Here is a 17,264-nt window from a genome sequence, read left to right as displayed (position 1 = left end):
GTGAGGGCGCGGTGGCAGGTGGTGCAGTAGCGGGCGGTCGGCGCGTTGATGGTGTGGCACCTGAGGCACGCCCTGGGTTCGAGTCCACTGTCGGCCGCGGTGATGGTGACGCTGTAGTGGCCGAGGATCTCGCGGTCGATGTCAAGGCCGGTGAGGTGGGTGATCCGGGAGTAGCAGAGGAGGTGCGGGGTGACCCATTTGGTGATGCCGGTCCGGCGAGCTATTTCTTCAAGATCTGGTTCCCTGATACACCTCCACAGACGATGGGCTTAAAGGAAAACAGCGTCAGGTGAATGTGTATGGCGTAAGAACCAAGAGATCAGGATCTAGACATCAATCATCAATTTTCCCTGATATTGTCCATATGTCACAAAACTCTCTTCTTCCATTCCGCCTCTCTCCTGCTCGATCGCTCTCCATGCCGCAGAAGAATCTGTGCAACGTTCTGCATATAGGGTTGGATCAGTATTGGCTGGAGGGACTGCAACAACTCTTGCTTCATCTGGAGTACTTCAGCAGCTTCCTCATGGATCTGCTGTAAGAGGAAGTTGATATCCTCGTAGAGGGCATTATTTTCGGCTTCAAGATCTTTGATTCTATTTTTTGCATCGTGTGACTCATGCACGGCCTTCACCCGCGACCGGCTCTTTTCCTTCTCCAGCCGATTATACCCGTATATCTCGACATACTTGTTGTAATAGTCCTTCCAGCCCCATGGAACCATTTTCCCGGCCCGCTCACTCCATCGCCGAAGTTCCTCAGCGGAGTTCGTAGCCTTATAGCCATCCATCCACTCCTTGAACGCCGCATACTCCTTGCAGCTCCCCACATGCCCGAACATCGCCCGCCGAGATTTGAACCACCTGCCACACAAACACTTCTCCATCGTTCACCAACTTCCTGACCTGCAATTATTTCAAGAATTATCTAGTTATTTCTAGATAGGCTATTTCTCTTAAAAAATGCTTAGCCTTTTCAGAGATAAAAGAAGGATGAACGAGGAGGCGAACACCAAAAAGAGGATCTTTGGTCTTCCCCCTACAGTATCAAAGGCATAAGTGGTCCGGTCAATGTGCCAACCACTACAGTGTTTCACTCTCTCCAGTATCGAACCGTTAGGTCTCCCTCCGGAACAGATCTCATTCAGTTTGGATCGCATCCGGGTACTGTTGTGAGACCGTGCTAATCCAGGGTTATATTGCTCAACGCACAGGAGGTCGGAAGATACAGTGTCCATCTCACCTGCAATGACTTGGAGGAAGCATGCCCTCGAAGGGACTGAGAACCTGACTCTTCATGAAAACACCGGCGTCTTCCCTTCGCACATTTCCTCAGGAGAATAATCCGCGGCCTGATCAACCATCTCCTGTATAACCCCTGCCAGTTCCGCCCGAAACGCCTCCCAACCTTCTTTCGTCGTCAGAGCGTGGGAGAGCCGCACTGACCGGATCAGCAAGGGAATCTTTCGACTCTTCCCCTCGTCCTTCACCTCATAAGAAACGTCCAGAGACGATTTCAGTTCAGTATCAGGATAGAGGAGCATCCCGGCCTTTGCCCGGATCTTGACCACGTACGCAAACATCTGGTACGCATCGGCCTGGGAAACATCGTAGGCGTTCTCAGCCTCATCGAGCAGTTTGTATTTGGTGTCGATGACCAGTGCACCGCCCGGCCCCTCGGCGAGGAGGTCGGGGATGAGGGAAAATAATCGACCTCCACTGCGTTTCTGCACCAGATGACCAATCCGCCCTTGTGCCGATACGTTCACCCCCCGTCCAAAGAAATAGGCCGGATCGTCAATGAGCACCGCGGCGATAAACTCCTCAAAGAGTTTCTCCATCGGGATGAGGAGGGAGAAGGTCTCGACATCCGAGGCCTGCAGGGTGAGGGTGGAGCTGGCGAGGAAGATCCGGCAGATCCTGACAAAAGGCTCGAACCGCCGGTTCAGGCGGTCGAAGGTGATGGTGTCCACCTCTGCCACTGTCACCGGCGTGAGGGTGACGGCATCGAGCAGGGCGATGATGGAGCGCAGCGTCTTCACGGTCTCGAACCGGCGGGCCGTTCTGGCCATCAGGTGGCAGGTGTACTTCAGGGTCCGGTTGAGGAGGTTGTCGACCGTGTATTCATGGAATGTACAGGGGATGATATGGAGCCGGGCCGGGTTCGTGTAGGCCCGGACATCGATCCGCTCCCGCACCACCCGGAGTTCCCGCTCCTCCCGTGTGTATGCCTTTTTCTGGGTGGAGTTCAGCAGCCTTGAGAGATTCTGGGCGAAGAGCGCCATGAACACCTCAAAAAGATCGGTATTCTCGACATCCAGACCCGCGAGATCCATCTCCCTGATGGAAAGCCGCTCGGTGCACGAGAGCATGGTGAGCAGGTTGCCGGCGATCGTGGCCCGGTGCCTCTCATAGGCGTCCCCCCGGTAGAGCTTCGGGAGGATCTGGAGGGTGATCCCGCCAGCCTTCACCACGCCGACATAGTTCAGGGGCCGTAGGGTGTGCCGGCCGATGTCCAGGAATCTTTTTGTTTCATTGAGGGTGTCGAGGCGATCCAGCGTTTCCTCGGTAAGGTGCAGGCGACCCTCCGAGAAGGAGTCACGTCCGGCGACCTCATACGGATAGGCCACGTACTCAAAGAGTGTTGCCGTGGAGGTCATGCCTCATACTCGTCCTGGGGGATCGCGGCACCGACCAGCATCTGGATCATCTGGATGAACTCCTCCCCATCACGCTCCTCTGCAAGCGTGAACGAACGGCCTTTCTCTCCCAGTATGACAAAACCTGACCCTACGCAGTCCTTCAGTTTCTGAGGAGCGTCATAGAAGTATTCCTGCATGAGGGGGAGGACTTCGTAGTACCAGATGTATTGCAGCGTTTCCACCGCCTCATCCCGCGAATTGCTCCCTCCAAGTTTCATCAGGTAACTGTGGCCGATCTGGTGGTCACGGTCATACTGCTCGGCGACCCGGGCGTTCACCTGCCTGAGCGCCGCGATGGCGAGGTCGTGTATCTCCTGTACCGACGGATCGTCATGCCCAAGGTGCTCCTCCAGCACCCCGTAGTCGGGCATCATCTCGATGAAGCCGAAACGCCGGCGGAGGGCGATGTCGAGCAGGGCGATCGAGCGGTCGGCGGTGTTCATCGTCCCGATGATGAAGAGGTTCGGAGGGATGCCGAACCGGGTCTTCGAGTAGGGAAGGGTGGTGACCAGTTCGTGGTCTGTGCAGAGCCGCTTGTCCTTCTCCAGGAGGGTGATCAGCTCGCCGAAGATCCTGGGGATGTCGCCGCGGTTGATCTCGTCGATGACCAGATAGAAGAGGACGCGGTCCCGCGCGTTGAGGGCCTGCGCCTTCTCCGCCTCAGAGAGCGCCGGCACGTCATGTCCCTCCTCCCACCGGCGCTCAAGCCCTGCCGTCTCCATCAGGGCATTGAAGGCCTTCATGCAGAAGGACTTGAAGATCCCATCCTCGATGCCGTAGCAGATCCGGCCTTCGTCGTCGGTCTGCGGCCTGAGCCCCTCGATGAAGTCCTCGTATGCGAAGGAGGGGTGGAAGGTGACGAAAGCGCTGTCTCCAGGCTTATGCGCGGCGATGTATCGCTGTGCCGCGTGGGTCTTGCCGGTGCCGGGGGGACCGTAGAGGATGATCTGGTTTTTGGCCGTGAGCAACCGGTTCATTTTTCTGAATGCTGGATCGTTCATGATATCTGCGTCCTGCTGGAAGAGTTCAGAGTCGGCTGCAGGTTTTGATTTTTTAGCAGATTTTAACAGGGGAAGAGCATCTTTATGTTTCATTGATGTGATCGTCTTCCCGAATATTCCCTTCATCTCTTCAGGGATCTTCACGTCGGCTTCAGGGTGGAACCAGTCAACATCCCGATAAATTGGATATTCTAATGATGGATCGACTTTTGCCTCTGAAATAACTCTTCCTATCGAGAGGATTTTCTCCTTTCCCTTGTTTGCAAGGATGATATCGCCATAATTGATATCATTAATAAAATTGTAGGCCATTCGTGCGTTAATTTTCAATTTTTGAGATGACCAGTCAGGATATGTGTTTTTCATCTCATCAAGGATCTCTTGATAATCGTGGAGGCTGGTGATTTTTTCACCAATCCTGTCAACAATTTCGTGGAACCCAACCGCTGCGATCTTTTTTTCTTTCCATATGGGATCAACCACCCAGAACTTCGCTCCCTCCCCCGGGGCGATCTGCCACATGTTGATCCACCCGACCAGATTCAGGAAATAATCAAGTGTTGTAAAATCAGCATTATGGAGAACAGGTTCGTCTTCTTTTCTGATCTCATTAAGCAACTCTCTGGCAATGGCATTGAATTGAAGATAATATTCGCCGCACTGTTTTCCTGTTCTTGGGGCTTCTGGCGTGGCCAGACCCAGAAAAATGAGCGCTTTCTCCGCGGTCCCGTTCAGACAGGCATACTCAGACGGTGAGTAATAACTCAGAATTTCAGATGTGACAGCATGATTCACGCTCTTTGTCGAGGTGATGACCTCGGCATACCGCTCTGCAACATTTCCGTTACCGTGCAGAAGAGATTTTATTTTTTTCCTGAATTCATCGGTTCCGACGGTATCGATAAACCGCTCCACCTCTTCATGTAGATGGCCACGGCTGCCCAACGCGTAACTTAAAAGTGCAGGGCTATAGTTGTATAGGTCGATGAAATCGTCCCGCGTCAGATGATCGATCTGTTCTTCCGAAAAATAATTCTGAACTTTCGCTTTCAGATATTCCCTTACTTCCAATCCACTTTTTCCATTTATGCTATTATCCTTTTCATGCTCGGCAAAACCATTTTTAAACCGGATGATGTAGGGTTGCAAAGTTTTGTGGAGGTTATCTGGCATTTTTTAGCACCTAGAACCTCTATTCAAATAGTTCTCGAAAAAGATTTTGTTTTGAGATTAAAGGATGGAATTTAACTTCTTCTGGATGCACGCATCTTTTTCAACAGATCAGCCCCTCAGCCAGCCCCTCGATCACACCCCTCAACGCGATCCGCTCCAACCACTCAGGGGGGATCCCCTCCTCCCCATAATATGCGCCGGCGAGCTGGCCGAACACCGCCCCCGTTGTGTCGGCATCGTCACCGAGGTTCACCGCCAGCAGGCACCCCTCTCGAAAGGACGTGCCCCGATCAAAGGCCCAGAGGGCGGCTTCAAGGCAGGAGACCACATAGCCGCGCCCCTGGATCGCAGGCGGCTCTTTCTCACGGAACGAACCAGCGGCGACCGCCTCCACCTCAGGGCAGAGGGGGTGGTTATCCCAGTAACCCGGCACCGGAGAGAAGCGATCGGCCAGGAGCTCCTCCTTTGATGCGCCCTGAACCGCCCCGACGATGAGGCCGCCAAAGTAGCGGCAGGCGTCCACCGCGGCCCTGGCGCCGTGGGTCGTCCGGGAACTCTCGCCAGAGAGATGGATCGCAGCGGCGGGATCAGAGGCATAGAAGAGGGGGACGGGGGCGAGGCGCATCAGAGAGCCGTTGCCCGCCGACCGCTCGTCTGTCAGACCGGGGAAGGGCTTTCTGGAGAGCATGAAGCGCTGGAGCGCCTTTCGCGTCGTCGTCCCGATATCAAAGCAGGTCCCGGTGCTGGAGAGATGCCCCTCCATAAACCAGCGGCAGTACCTCTCCAGCTGGTCGACCGGGCCAAACCCCCTCTTCTCGACCAGGCTCTCGGCAAGGCAGAGGGCCAGGGAGGTGTCGTCGGTCCACTCCCCGGCCTCCAGGCCGAAGGGGCCGCCGCCGACTATATCGGTGACCGGCTCAAATGTCCCGGGCCGCCTGAACTCCAGCGTGGTGCCGAGGGCATCGCCGGCGGCCAGGCCGAGGAGAGAGCCGCGGTAGCGCGTTTTCAGATCCATCATTCGCCCTTCACGAAACCCTCGATGTCGGCCAGGTCGTACACGAGATAGCCCTCGCCCCGCAGGTCTTCCTTCCCCTCCACGCTGCCCCCGACGAGGAGATAGCGCTCCCTCGGGTATCGGTCATGCCTGACCATCTCCGCCTTCACCTCCAGGCGGGCGAGCACCCCTCTCGCCTCACGCCGGTTCAGACCCCCCCATTTGCATTCCCCGAAGACGATACTGCCCCCCTGATCGTCGACAGCGACAACGTCGATCTCCTCACCCTTCCACCACCACCGCCCGACCCGGCTTCCCGGCAGGATCCGGGGCACGAATTCCCGGCGCACAAAACCCTCAAACCGCTTGCCGAAGTAACGGTCCATAGCCGGGGCAGAGGGGTGGAAGGCATCGGTCTCGATCGCCTCCCTGTTCGGGAATACGAAGGAGTACCAGAAATCAAAGACGGTATCTTTGACCTGGTAGACGCCGTGCCTGGTGTCCACCAGGATCGGCAGCTCGCGCTCCACGATCCCGAGGCGGGTCATGCCCTCAAGATAGGGATAGATGCGGCGTGCGTCCATGCCACAGAACTGTGCGATGGCACCCGGCGCGGTGTTGCCTTCCGCGATGGCATTGAGGATCGACTGGTAGGTCTTGAGTTCTCGAAACTCCTGCGAGAGGATGAAGTAGGGCTCACGGTAGAAGTAACCGAAGCGCGAGAAGAACTCCCGCTCGACAAATTCAGAAAATGAGGCATAGTCCGCCGCCTTGAGCAGGTATTCAGGGATGCCGCCGATGGTGAGGTGGGTCCGCAGGGCATCGGGAAAGGGCTGGTCGAGGAATTTTTTCGCATGGACAAAGGGCAGGGCCTCAAGGAGCATGTCCCTTGTCCGCCGACCATAGAGTGGTGAGGTGGCCGAGAGGGCAAGGTCGCTCATGAGGCCGAGCATCGAGCCGCAGAGGAGGATGCACCAGTTCGAGCCGGAAAGGGCAGTGTCCCAGGCTTTCTGAAGGGCAGAGAGTATGGAGGGATCGTTTTTGATCAGGTACGTGAACTCATCGATGACCAGGTAGGCCCGCTTCTGGAGAGGCTTCTGGGCGAGGTAGGTGAAGATCTGGTCCCAGGTCTCAATCCTGAGGGAGGCGAGGAGATCGTCGTTGAAGAAGGCTGCACATGCTGCCTGGAAATGTTGGATCTGAATTGAGGAAGAGACATCTTCGGAAAAGGAGAGGATGCCCTGTTTTCCCTGCACGAACTCGGTGAGGAGCCGGGTCTTCCCGATGCGGCGCCGACCGTACAGGATGATCATCCGTCCTCCCGCTTTCTGCCACTCCTCGTCGAGGATCCGCCGCTCCTCCTCCCGGTCGACGAAAGCCCTAATCATGATTAGTACTAATCTGGATTAGTAATAAGGATTGTGTCCAGACCCCATGACTTCGGAGAGAGCCGGGCACTCCCCCTCTCTACCACACCCCTCACAGGCAGGGAAGGAGAAACACCCCTCCCTGATCCACTCCACCGCCCTCACTGTCCGGGAAAGCACCATCCCCTCATCGACCTCCACCGGCACGAATCGATCGAGGGCCGTGAAATAGAGATAGGCCCTAACCGGCTGGCCGAGGATCTGCTCGGCAGCCTGCCTGTACACGACCATCTGCATCGCATACTCGGCCACCTTTGCCAAGACTGCGTCCCCCCTCACCCGTCCGGTCTTGTAATCGATGAGCACCCAGGTTCCATCCGCCGTCCTGACCAGCCGATCGATCGCCCCCTTGAAGGTCACGCCACCGACTCTCGCCCTGAACGGAACCTCACACCTATCGCACAGAGCCCCTTTCATGATAGGCGAAGTGATGAAGCGCCCATAGACCCGGGCACACTCTGCAATAACCCCTGGATCTCCGACGCCGTACCGAGCACAGACTGCCACAGGCTCCCGGCCACGGAGAACCTCATGGAGGAGCAAGCCCCAATTCGTCGCTTTTTCCATGGGCCGTAGAGCCTGCTCCCGCTGGCCAAGCCTGTACACTCGTTCATATTCCTTTGGGCAGGCGAGATACCGCTCAATCTCGCTCACCGAAAGGGGACGCTCCTCCTCCGCAACGGCGACCGCTGCGGGGGTGGAGACGGGGAGCGTCTCCGGAGGCGGGCAGGCCCTCTCCTCTGCGGCCTCGACCTCCGGGATAGCGGTGGCGACCCTGAGGGCGACCCCTCCCACCTCCACCCCGCCTGCCCCGACCGCCTCCTCCGAGAGGCCGACAGCCTGGCAGAGCCAGTCCATGCGGGTCGGCGCGTCGGGGAGGGGTGTTCCGAACTCCTCGGGCCGCACACCCGCGAGGACCAGGTGGTCCCGCGCCCGTGTCGCCGCCACATAGAAGAGGCGCAGCCTCTCGGCCCGGAGTTTCCTGGCCTGCTCCTCTTTCAGGAGGGTGAAGACAGGGGTCTCGCAGGCCTCGAAACCCCGTGCCGGGTCAGGGATCTTCACGCCCATCAAGAGACCGTCGCCGATGGCGATCTTCGCCGTCTCTGCCTTCGGCTTCTCGGCAAGGCCGGGCACGACGACCACCGGGAACTCCAGACCCTTAGCGGCGTGGACTGTCATGATGCCGACTGCGTCTGTGGCGGCCGGGTCCAGGTGGGCCTCACCCTCCCTCTCCTCCTCCTCGATGGCCCTCTTCACCTCCGCAACAAAGGCGGCGAGGGAGGCATTCCCTGCGGCCCGCGCCATGCCGACGAACTTCTCGACATTGGCCAGGCACTGCTTGCCGTCGGGCATGCCGCCGTAGACGGCATAGATCCCTGAATCTTCGAGGACCCTCCTGAGGAGGAGGGGCACAGGCACCCGGCGGGCAAGGGCCGCCCAGGTCTCCAGGAGGGAGGAGGCCGCTGCGAGGGCCGAGGCCGGGTACTCCCCCGCATACCGCCGCAGGCGGTCCCGGAGAGGGAGGGGCGACGGCAGGGGCCCGGCCATCCTGAAGAGGTCGGCGTCCGGGATGCCGAAGTACGGCGACCTGAGCACGCCGTAGAGGGCGACGTCGTCGAGGCCGTTGTCGAGGTACGAGAGGAGGTTGAAGAGGTCGTAGACCTCCTGGCGGGCGTAAAAGCCGAGGCCTGAATGGACGTGGTACGGGATACCGCACTCGCTGAGCGCCTTCTCGCAGGCGGGGAGGTTGATCCGCCTCTCAAGGAGGATCATGACGTCGCCGTACTCTGCCGGCCGCGGCCTCTCCCCCTCGGGGTAGACGGTGAGACGGCCGACGACCTCCCTCACCTTCCGCGCCACCATCGCCGCCTCGTTCCTCCGTGCCGCGGCCGCGTCCTCCCCTGCCGGCGCGAGGAGGAGTTCCACCGAACCTTCGTCCTCTCTGTGCGCCGTCAGGGGGTCGTACCCGAACTCCCAGGGCCGACTCGCCCCTGCCATCAGCACCGAGAAGACGGCATTCACAAAGCCGACGACCTGAGGCGTGCTCCTGAAGTTGACGTCGAGGGAGACTTCATTCCCGATCTCCTCCCGCGCCCTCTTGAAGAGGGTGACGTCGGCGTCTCGGAAGAGGTAGATGGACTGTTTCGGGTCGCCGACGATGAAGAGGTGCTCCTCCTCCTCGACCAGGTCGCCGAGGATCTCCCTGAGGATCGTCGTCTGCACCGGGTCGGTGTCCTGGAACTCGTCGACGAGGACGTAGCGGTAGCGGCCCCTGACGTGCTCTGCCACCAGGGCGGGGTGGTCGGTGAAGAGGCGGTGGGTGAAGTGGATGAGGTCGGAGAAGTCGAGGGCGTGGCGCCGCCTTTTCTCGGCGGTGCACCTCTTCAGGAAGGCGGAGAAGACGGTGCCGAGGTCGGAGAAGAAGGCGAGGGTCGTCCGGGTGAAGGGGTCGGCCCTGTCGAGGGCGAGGGCGCAGGTCGCCGCATAGGACTCGATGACCGTCTTGAACTCATCGAAGGTCGCCCTGACGAGGGCGAGGTCCTCTGCCTGCCACTTCTCTTTCCGGCCAAAGCCCCTCTTGAACCGGGCGTTCACCTCCGCGACCGCCACGACCCCGGCGGTGTCCCTGGCAGGCAGGAGAGGGCCGACGGCACGGAGGTACTCCATCGCCGAGTCGGCGTCGCCGGGATAGCGGGCCGCAAGGTCGCGGAGTGTCCGGGTGAGGGCCTGACAGCGGGCGTCTTCCCTAAACTCGCGGTATGCCTCATCCTGTCCCGCCCTGATCCTGGCGTCCCATGCGTCGAGAACCTTTCCCTCGTCCTCCCTGAGGGCAGCGAAGAGGGCGCCGGCGGTCTCGCGTTTCGCGTACAGCCGCAGGAGACACTCTTTCAACCCCTCAGGCCCGAGGGCGCGGAGGGTGCGGACGACCGCCTCCCTGTACGCTTCGGGCGGTTCGCCATAGACAAGGCCCTCGACGGCCTCGTCCCGTATGCGCCCGGCCTCACGCTCATCGAGGACGGCGAAACCGGGGTCGACGCCGGCTTCAAGGGGGAACTCCCTGAGGCACCCGGTGCAGAAGGCGTGGAAGGTCGAGATGTTCGCCCGGAGGAAGTCGTCCCTGACCTTCTCCCAAGTCTCGCCCTCCTCCTCCCTGAGGGCGTTGCCGATCCTCTTTTTCATCTGCGTCGCCGCGTTGTCGGTGTAGGTGAGAGCGAGGATGTTCCCGACGCCGCACCCGCCCCTCCTCAGGAGGTCGACGTACTTCGTGACCAGAACATGGGTCTTGCCTGTCCCGGCCCCGGCGGTGACGCAGATACTCTGGTCATGGGCGAGTGCGGCCTCTGCCTGCCGCGGTGTGAGCGCCATCGTCACTCCCCCTGCCGCACAGCGGCAAAGCGCCACTCGTCGCACCTGCAGACCGTCCTGAACTCGCAGTCAGAGCGGCACGGGGTCTCCTGCGGTGCCGGCGGGAAGTATCCGTCCCTGATGGCATGGAGGTAGCCCTGCACCTTGCCGAGGGTGGCCTGGACAATCGTCTCGATCCCGTCCACCTCGCTCTTCTTCGCCTTTGAGAACCCTTTGAGGCCCTCTTTCTGGTGCGTGTCCCAGAGCACGGCCTGGTTTCGGGTCGCGCCCTTCCGCACCCTGTAGTAGGTGCCGCCAGCCCCCTCCAGGCCGGTGAGCGCCTTCACGGCGCAGAGATAGAGGGGGATCTGGAGGGCGGTGCCCTGCTGGATCTCCCGCGGGCCGGGGTGGGTGCTGCCTGTCTTGTAGTCGGTGACGAGGAAGAGGCCGTCGGGTGCGACGTCCACGCGGTCGATCCTGCCGCGGAGGAGGAGGCGCTCTCCGCCGGCGAGGTCGATGGCGACAGGGTGGGGGACAGAGGCGGGGTCGGCGTCGCCGTCCTCGATCGGCATGCCGAAGGAGAACTCGAAGTGGGCCGGGACAAAGGGCGAGGCCGAGCGTTTCTCTTCGGTGACGAGGAAATCGTCGAGGACGCCCGGCCCCATTGCCTCTGAACCGAGGAGGGCCTCGCGCTCGACCGTCCAGGCCGGGCTTGAGAAGGTGAAACCTTCGAGCTCTTCCGCGGCAATGGCACGGATCCGGGCCTGGTCCTCCGGGGTGACCGTCCCTGACCTGTTCCGGCCGGCATAGTACCGGAAGGCGATCTGGTGGACGAGGCTGCCCCTCTTCTGTGCGGTGAGGTATTTCTCGGTCTCAGGGAGGGGCGTGAGGCCGAGGACTTTTTTGAGGTAGAACCTGAAGGGGCAGAGGGCATAGGTTTCGAGGGCGGTCGGGGAGTAGACAGCGGCAGGGCCGAACCTCTCGCGGAGTGCCGAGCAGATCTCCCCATCACTGGTGAAGACGGCGTCGAAGGGGGAGGCGAAGGCCCCTCTCCGGGCGCGGGTCTCGACGGCGATCCTGGCGGCGACCTCCCCGGCATGCATGGGGGAGGGGAGGAGTGCGGTGCCGGCGGCGACATCTCCTGCGGCGAAGGCGGCGCCGGCCGCGGTTGCGGCCCTGAGGCGGGAGTACCCGTCGCCCCTCTCGCCCAAGGTACCGGCGCCCCTCCCTGCGGCGTCGAGGAAGATGGAGGGCAGGAGGGGCCTGTCGCCGTCCGAGAGAGGGGCGCTCAGGAAGATGTGCCGGCCGGCGCAGAGCGCGGCGACGAAGGAGGCCTGTTCCTCCCTGAGGGCCCCGGCGCCTGTCTGGGTACCGAGGTGCCGTGCCTCCTGGTCGTTGGTGAAGGGGAGGCGGGCGGAGAGGTCGGGCATCTCGCCGTCGAGAAGGCCGCTGATGAAGAGGTACGGGACCGAGAGGTGCTGGAGCTCCCTGACGCCGACCACCTGCACGGCATTGCGGTTCCGGGGGGGTGTGGTCCTGGCGCCGGCAAGGAGGAGGTTCAGGGTGGAAAAGAATCCGGCGAGGGTCACCGGTTTCTGCGGGACGCCGGGCGCTGCCGTGGCGAGGGAGTCGAGGACCTGAGAGAAGGCGGCGAGGTCGCGCCCTTCCCGTGCGCAGAGGTCGGGGTCGCCCTCTGCCGGGAGGCGGCCGCACCCCCAGCGGTCGAGGAGGGAGAGGTAGGCGGCGACGTGCTCGGGGAGGGTGCGGGTGCCGTCGAGTGCGGCTAGGTCGGCAAAGAGTGCGGCAAGTCCTGCCCTGATCCCGGTGATCTCGGCCTCATCTCCGTCGGCGAGTGCGGCGAGACGCCTCTCCCAGGTCCCGGCCCCGTCGACTATGTTCGCCTGCCGTGCCAGGGTGTCCACTCTCTCGCCGTCGATCTCGCCGGCAGGGCCGCCGATATAGGGCGAGGTGAGGAGGGTCACGACGTCCTCGCGCCGGTAGCCCCGGGCGGGGGTTGCGAGCACGGTTGTCAGGACCTGGATACGGGGGGATTGCAGGAGAGGAACGCCTTTTGAGGGGGCGTACGGGATACCGAAGTCGGGGAAGACCTCGGCGACCAGGGTTGCCCCGCGGGTGAGGTCGGGGAAGGCGATGGTGATCTCGCCGGGCTTCACGCCCTCCTCGATGCGTGCCCTGACCTCGCCGGCGATCCCCCGCACCTCGGCGAGGGGGTCGTCCCATGTGGCGACCCTCACCTGACTGCCGGCGGTCCACTCTCTGTCTGCGAAGAGGTCGGCGACGTGGCGGCGCCAGAGGTCGGCCTCTGCGGGCGGCGGGACACGTTCTACCTCGCCGAGCCACCCGCAGTCGTCGCCGCCGATGGTGGGGAGGGCATAGTGAAGCAGGGCCGCCCTGTCCCTGATGGCGCAGACGAGCGCTTTTTCCAGGGGCAGGGGTTCGACAGCACCGTAAACCCAGACAGTGCCGGTGTTTGCGTCACGGTGGTCGAGAAGCCAGCGCTCTGCCCGGAGGAGGAGCAGGGCGGTGCTGACGAGGCGGTGCTCTCTAAGGTACTCCATGTAGGCGTCCCGCACCCACGCGATCTCCGCACTCTTCTCCCCCTGCAGGTCGCCGAGGGCCTCGGGGTAGGCCACCTGCCTGTAGGCGATCTGCGTGATGAGGCTCCTGAGGTCCTGCACCGCTCCCTGCCCCCCTGTCCCTGTCAGGAGGGGGAGGCGGTCGGCATTGTCGGCGAGGAGGTGCATGAGGATGAGGGTCGCCGCGGTCTCGTCGACGAGGGTCTCGTCCGTGGCATGGTCCTCGAAGAGAGTGCGGGCAAAGCCGGCGAGGGTGGTCACCCTGCTCGTGGTGACGGCGGCGCCCTCCTCGTCGAGGCGGTGGAGGACGTCCTGCACAAGTCTGCTGGTGGGGAGGATGAGCCAGGTACCGAAGGGGTCGGCGGCTGCAGCGGCATGGAAGGCGGCGATGAACTCTTCGAGGCGCTCGCCGGGGAGGATGGGGTAGAGGGTGACGGGCATGTCTTTTCGGGAGAGGATGGGAGAGGAGAGGGGATGAAGGTTGTTGTTTGAGAAGATGTATCGCCTCGATCATTCAATGGCATTCGCCAGAAGGAGCAACCGTCCGTGGAGGCACAACCCGCGTCTCGATATATCTCTCTGCAAATCCTTTCACAAGGAGTGCCTCCGGCACATAGGAATCATATTTTTCCCGGATCAGATCGCCGTACTTCTGTGCGATCTCGGTCTTCGACGGACACGTCGCGAGAATATCTGTGTAAAAATTCAGGACCCGGTCGGGCGATGCTCCATGAAAGAAAAGAGCAATTCCCCTCTCCTGGACATCGAAACCTCCCCAGCACGACCCGAGGATCATGAGTGTACGCAGGACGGCTGACCCAGCCCAGGGAAACCAGTATGTACCATTCGGGACCGGCACCAGATCAAACTCAGCGACGCCGGTGGACCTGGCGACAGATCGGGCCGAAGCGAGGAGTGCTTTTCCTGGCGTATCGAGATATGCGGGGACAGTGTCTGAGAGGAGCAGGTCCCGCACTGTCTGGTGGACAACCGGATGAATATCAACTGTTCCTCCCCCTGCGAAATACGGTACCTTACCGCCGTGCGACGGCTGAACAAGAACCTCTTTCCTATCAAGGTCGACACTGAGGACTTCCCAGCGCCGTCCTGCAAGGATCAGGTACTCCAGCGTCTCTATACCATAGGTCGGTGCGATGCTCCCGATCTGTTTGCTCTTCCAGAGCACCTTCATCTCTGGTTCTGTCGGGAAACAGGCATAGAAGTCCATACGATGAACAAGCCGCTCCCCCTTTAATCCTAAAATCAACAGCCCTTCAGGATCTTGTTCGATCAGATCGGACTCGGACATGCTCCGCAGGATGCCGGTGAACTCGGATTGTGTCACCCACGAAAAAGCCCCTCTCTCCACGAGTACATTATAGAGGGTGACCGCCCCGGCCCCGCCCCGTTCAGTGATCACGCTCAGGATCTGCTGGATGAGGGTCGAGTAATGCAGTAGACTGGTCTCTGGCGGTTCGCACCACCTACGGAGCATGAGATTGGAGAGGGCAAGCGCACGGAGAAGAGAGGGAGAGAGACGATCGACAAGGTCCATCTCAGCTTTCTGCGACTCCGGCACAAACATAATCATGACCGAAGGTGTTCCCTCCCGTCGCCCGCTTCTTCCAAGGCGCTGGCAGAGAGAGTGCACCGACCATGGAACCCCGATCTGTCCGATCCGGGAGACGTCTCCGACATCAATGCCAAGTTCAAGAGTGCTCGAACAGAACGTCGCTGTCGGGCGCCCGGACTTCAAGGCCGTCTCCGTCTCCTCCCGCTCGACTCGGGAGAGAGAACCATGGTGGATCCTGAAGAGGTTGGGCAACCGTGCCTCTTCGAGGGATCTTTTCACCTGGTCAGTATAGAGTTCCAGCTTCGACCGGCTGTTAATGAAGATCAAACTGTTTTTTCCGTAGAAATGCTTGATGACGTCTTCAGAGAGTTTTATGAGGGTCGGGTCATCATCTCCGTCATCATATGAGACTGTATCGAAGAGATACCCTTTGATCAGGAAGGAGATCTCCTTCTCTCCTCCCTGGCCGGCGATGATCCGGACGCTCTCCGGTTCTCCGGGCGACAACCACCTCTGTGTTGTGGGAAGATCTCCCAGTGTTGCGGAAAGACCAATGATGCGGGGTCTTACCGCACTGATCTGAGCGATCCTTGCGATGAGACTCTTCAGGTGCATGCCCCGCTCAGCTCCGATGAAGGCATGGATCTCGTCGATGACAATGAATGGCAGGGATCGAAAGAGGAGATGTACCTCCGAAGAGTGGTTGATGAAGAGGGACTCGATCGACTCGGGCGTGATCAGGAGCACCCCTGACGGTTCTGAGAGAAACCGTTTTTTCTGTGCACTCCCGACGTCTCCGTGCCATTTGAAGACCGGGATCTCTGACGCCTCGCAGAGATCCTCAAGACGCCTGAACTGATCATTGATGAGAGCCTTAAGCGGACCGACATAGAGTGCGCCGATCCCTCCCTCTCGCCGCCCAATAATTTCGGAAAGTATCGGGAGGAAGGCCGCCTCGGTCTTGCCCGATGCCGTCTCTGCAGAGATGATCAGGTGCTCTGTGCCATCTTTGACTGCAAAGATGGTTTCGACCTGGATCTGGCGCAGTTCGCTCCAGCGCATCCTGTACAGTTCCCTCTGTATTGTCGGATGGAGCAGGGAAAAGGCGTCTCGTGCCAGATATCTCTCCTCCTGCTCACCTACAACCTGAAGGTCACGAGGTCGTCGTCATTCCCGCGGATTCCCTCGCTCTCCGGTATGTCTCCAGAAGGCGTCGTCGACGGTCCGGAAAGGAGGTCTTCCCAGCGTGTTCCTGGGTTCTGCTCAAGCACGGAAAGAAACCCCACAAACTTTTTTACGGCTTCTCGGGGGGTCTGATAGAACTCCGCTCCCATTACGCCTGAACAGTGACCCATGAATCGTGTGATGCCATCGTCAGGGATCAGATACACAGAGGGGTCCCCTCTGGAGAATACATTCCTGATATTGTGGAAAAGGACAAAGAGATCCTCGGGGGTGAGGTTATCCAGCCTGATCACCGGGCCGGAGATATCTTTTAAACCATTGACGGCGAATTCGTTTTCATTGAGGCGGGAGGCAAGAGCCTCGTAACTTGCGATCCCGCGGCGTGGATCGGCAAAAAATTCGTCTGTCCCTGCGAAGATAAACCCGATACCCGAGACACTTCCCTGCAGACAGTCATTTACGATACGCAGGATCATCTCATAATTTGCGTTCCGTGCCTGTGTGCTGTTGAGACGATGGGAGAGCACTCCCATCTCGTCGAGATTGACAATGAGCCCTGCGTATCCGGCCATCCTGACAAAAGCCGCCCAGAGTTTGAGGTAGTCGTAGATGTTCTGGTCCCGGACGATCGTCCTGACGCCAAGGTCGTTGCGTGCCTCGGTCTTTGTTTCATACTCACCGGACAGCCATCTGAGAGCGGAGGACATGAGAATGTCGTCGCCTCGCTGGAACCCCTCATAGTAACGCCCGATAACACTGGCAAAGTCGTAGCCGCTGACAAGGTCCTGGAGGGGCAGCAGTTCCTGATGGATTGCATGGACAACCTCCGCGTCCCCTTTTCCTTCCTGCTTGAGACGGTAGTCAAGGTCTGAAACCCAGCGCTCGATCACACTTGCGAGAGCGCTGCCTTCTGGCTTTGCACGGGTGGCTATGGAATGCATCAGTTCGGTATACAATGCCCTGGCCTGCCCTCCCGTGGCATGGAGGCGGCGGTCGGGCGTGATGTCTGCCTGGACGACCACAAACTGTTTTTCCAGTGCAACGAGGCGGGAAAGATTCAGGAAAAAACTCTTTCCTGAACCGTAACGACCAATAACAAAACGGATCGTGGCCCCGTCATCGGTAATGCGGTCAAGATCCGTTATGATCGCGTTGATCTCATCTTTTCTCCCGACCTGAATGTGCTGGAGGCCGATCCTGGGAACGACGCCCGCCTGCAAAGACTGGATAATTGCATTCCGTTCACGTGATTTTATCTGAACCATAAT

General features: G+C 60.1%; 11 protein-coding genes. 2 read left to right on the top strand and 9 right to left on the bottom strand.

Features of this window, described 5'->3' with window-relative positions:
* The first annotated feature begins 116 nt into the window (after nt 1–116).
* Entirely contained in the window at nt 117–293 is a 177-nt protein-coding gene (locus tag METLI_RS06465) for a hypothetical protein (protein ID WP_157203228.1), read from the top strand.
* A 74-nt stretch (nt 294–367) separates the two neighbouring features.
* Here the strand turns inward: METLI_RS06465 and METLI_RS06460 are convergent, their stop codons facing one another.
* The 3 genes from METLI_RS06460 to METLI_RS13350 form a co-directional block, all read right to left on the bottom strand.
* A complete protein-coding gene (locus METLI_RS06460; protein ID WP_004038955.1) occupies nt 368–886 on the bottom strand; it encodes a hypothetical protein in 519 nt (172 codons plus the stop codon).
* A 408-nt stretch (nt 887–1,294) separates the two neighbouring features.
* Complete coding sequence (locus METLI_RS06455; RefSeq protein WP_004038954.1) at nt 1,295–2,659, bottom strand: McrC family protein; 1,365 nt, start codon at nt 2,657–2,659, stop codon at nt 1,295–1,297.
* Nucleotides 2,656–3,702: an McrB family protein gene (locus tag METLI_RS13350; protein WP_169313806.1), complete on the bottom strand. Its 1,047-nt coding sequence runs from the start codon at nt 3,700–3,702 to the stop codon at nt 2,656–2,658. Before METLI_RS13350 ends, METLI_RS06455 begins: the two co-directional genes overlap by 4 nt.
* A 390-nt stretch (nt 3,703–4,092) precedes the next feature.
* Between METLI_RS13350 and METLI_RS13345 the strand changes: the two genes are divergently transcribed.
* Nucleotides 4,093–4,458 carry a hypothetical protein gene (locus METLI_RS13345; RefSeq protein ID WP_169313805.1) on the top strand — a complete coding sequence of 122 codons (366 nt, stop codon included), beginning with the start codon at nt 4,093–4,095 and terminating at the stop codon, nt 4,456–4,458.
* A 517-nt stretch (nt 4,459–4,975) separates the two neighbouring features.
* Here the strand turns inward: METLI_RS13345 and METLI_RS06440 are convergent.
* The 6 genes from METLI_RS06440 to METLI_RS06415 all read right to left on the bottom strand — a co-directional run bounded on the left by METLI_RS06440 (nt 4,976) and on the right by METLI_RS06415 (nt 17,261).
* On the bottom strand, nt 4,976–5,893 hold the full coding sequence (locus tag METLI_RS06440; protein WP_004038952.1) for an ADP-ribosylglycohydrolase family protein: 918 nt from the start codon (nt 5,891–5,893) through the stop codon (nt 4,976–4,978).
* On the bottom strand, nt 5,890–7,257 hold the full coding sequence (locus METLI_RS06435) for an ATP-binding protein (protein ID WP_004038951.1): 1,368 nt from the start codon (nt 7,255–7,257) through the stop codon (nt 5,890–5,892). The genes METLI_RS06440 and METLI_RS06435 overlap by 4 nt, the downstream gene beginning before the upstream one ends.
* 18 nt (nt 7,258–7,275) lie before the next feature.
* Nucleotides 7,276–10,662 (bottom strand): UvrD-helicase domain-containing protein, encoded by a 3,387-nt coding sequence (locus METLI_RS06430; protein WP_004038950.1) that lies wholly within the window; start codon nt 10,660–10,662, stop codon nt 7,276–7,278.
* Between the two features lie 2 nt (nt 10,663–10,664).
* On the bottom strand, nt 10,665–13,679 hold the full coding sequence (locus tag METLI_RS06425; RefSeq protein ID WP_004038949.1) for a PD-(D/E)XK nuclease family protein: 3,015 nt from the start codon (nt 13,677–13,679) through the stop codon (nt 10,665–10,667).
* 73 nt (nt 13,680–13,752) lie between these two features.
* Nucleotides 13,753–15,873: a DEAD/DEAH box helicase gene (locus METLI_RS06420; RefSeq protein ID WP_052311166.1), complete on the bottom strand. Its 2,121-nt coding sequence runs from the start codon at nt 15,871–15,873 to the stop codon at nt 13,753–13,755.
* A 77-nt stretch (nt 15,874–15,950) separates the two neighbouring features.
* Nucleotides 15,951–17,261, bottom strand: a complete 1,311-nt coding sequence (locus METLI_RS06415) for an ATP-binding protein (protein ID WP_004038947.1) — start codon at nt 17,259–17,261, stop codon at nt 15,951–15,953.
* Nucleotides 17,262–17,264 lie beyond the last annotated feature (3 nt).

The sequence above is a fragment of the Methanofollis liminatans DSM 4140 genome (genome assembly GCF_000275865.1).
In the GTDB taxonomy this organism is placed as follows: domain Archaea; phylum Halobacteriota; class Methanomicrobia; order Methanomicrobiales; family Methanofollaceae; genus Methanofollis; species Methanofollis liminatans.
Note: the sequence above shows the minus strand (reverse complement) of the source record. Positions and strands in the feature narration are given on the sequence as shown.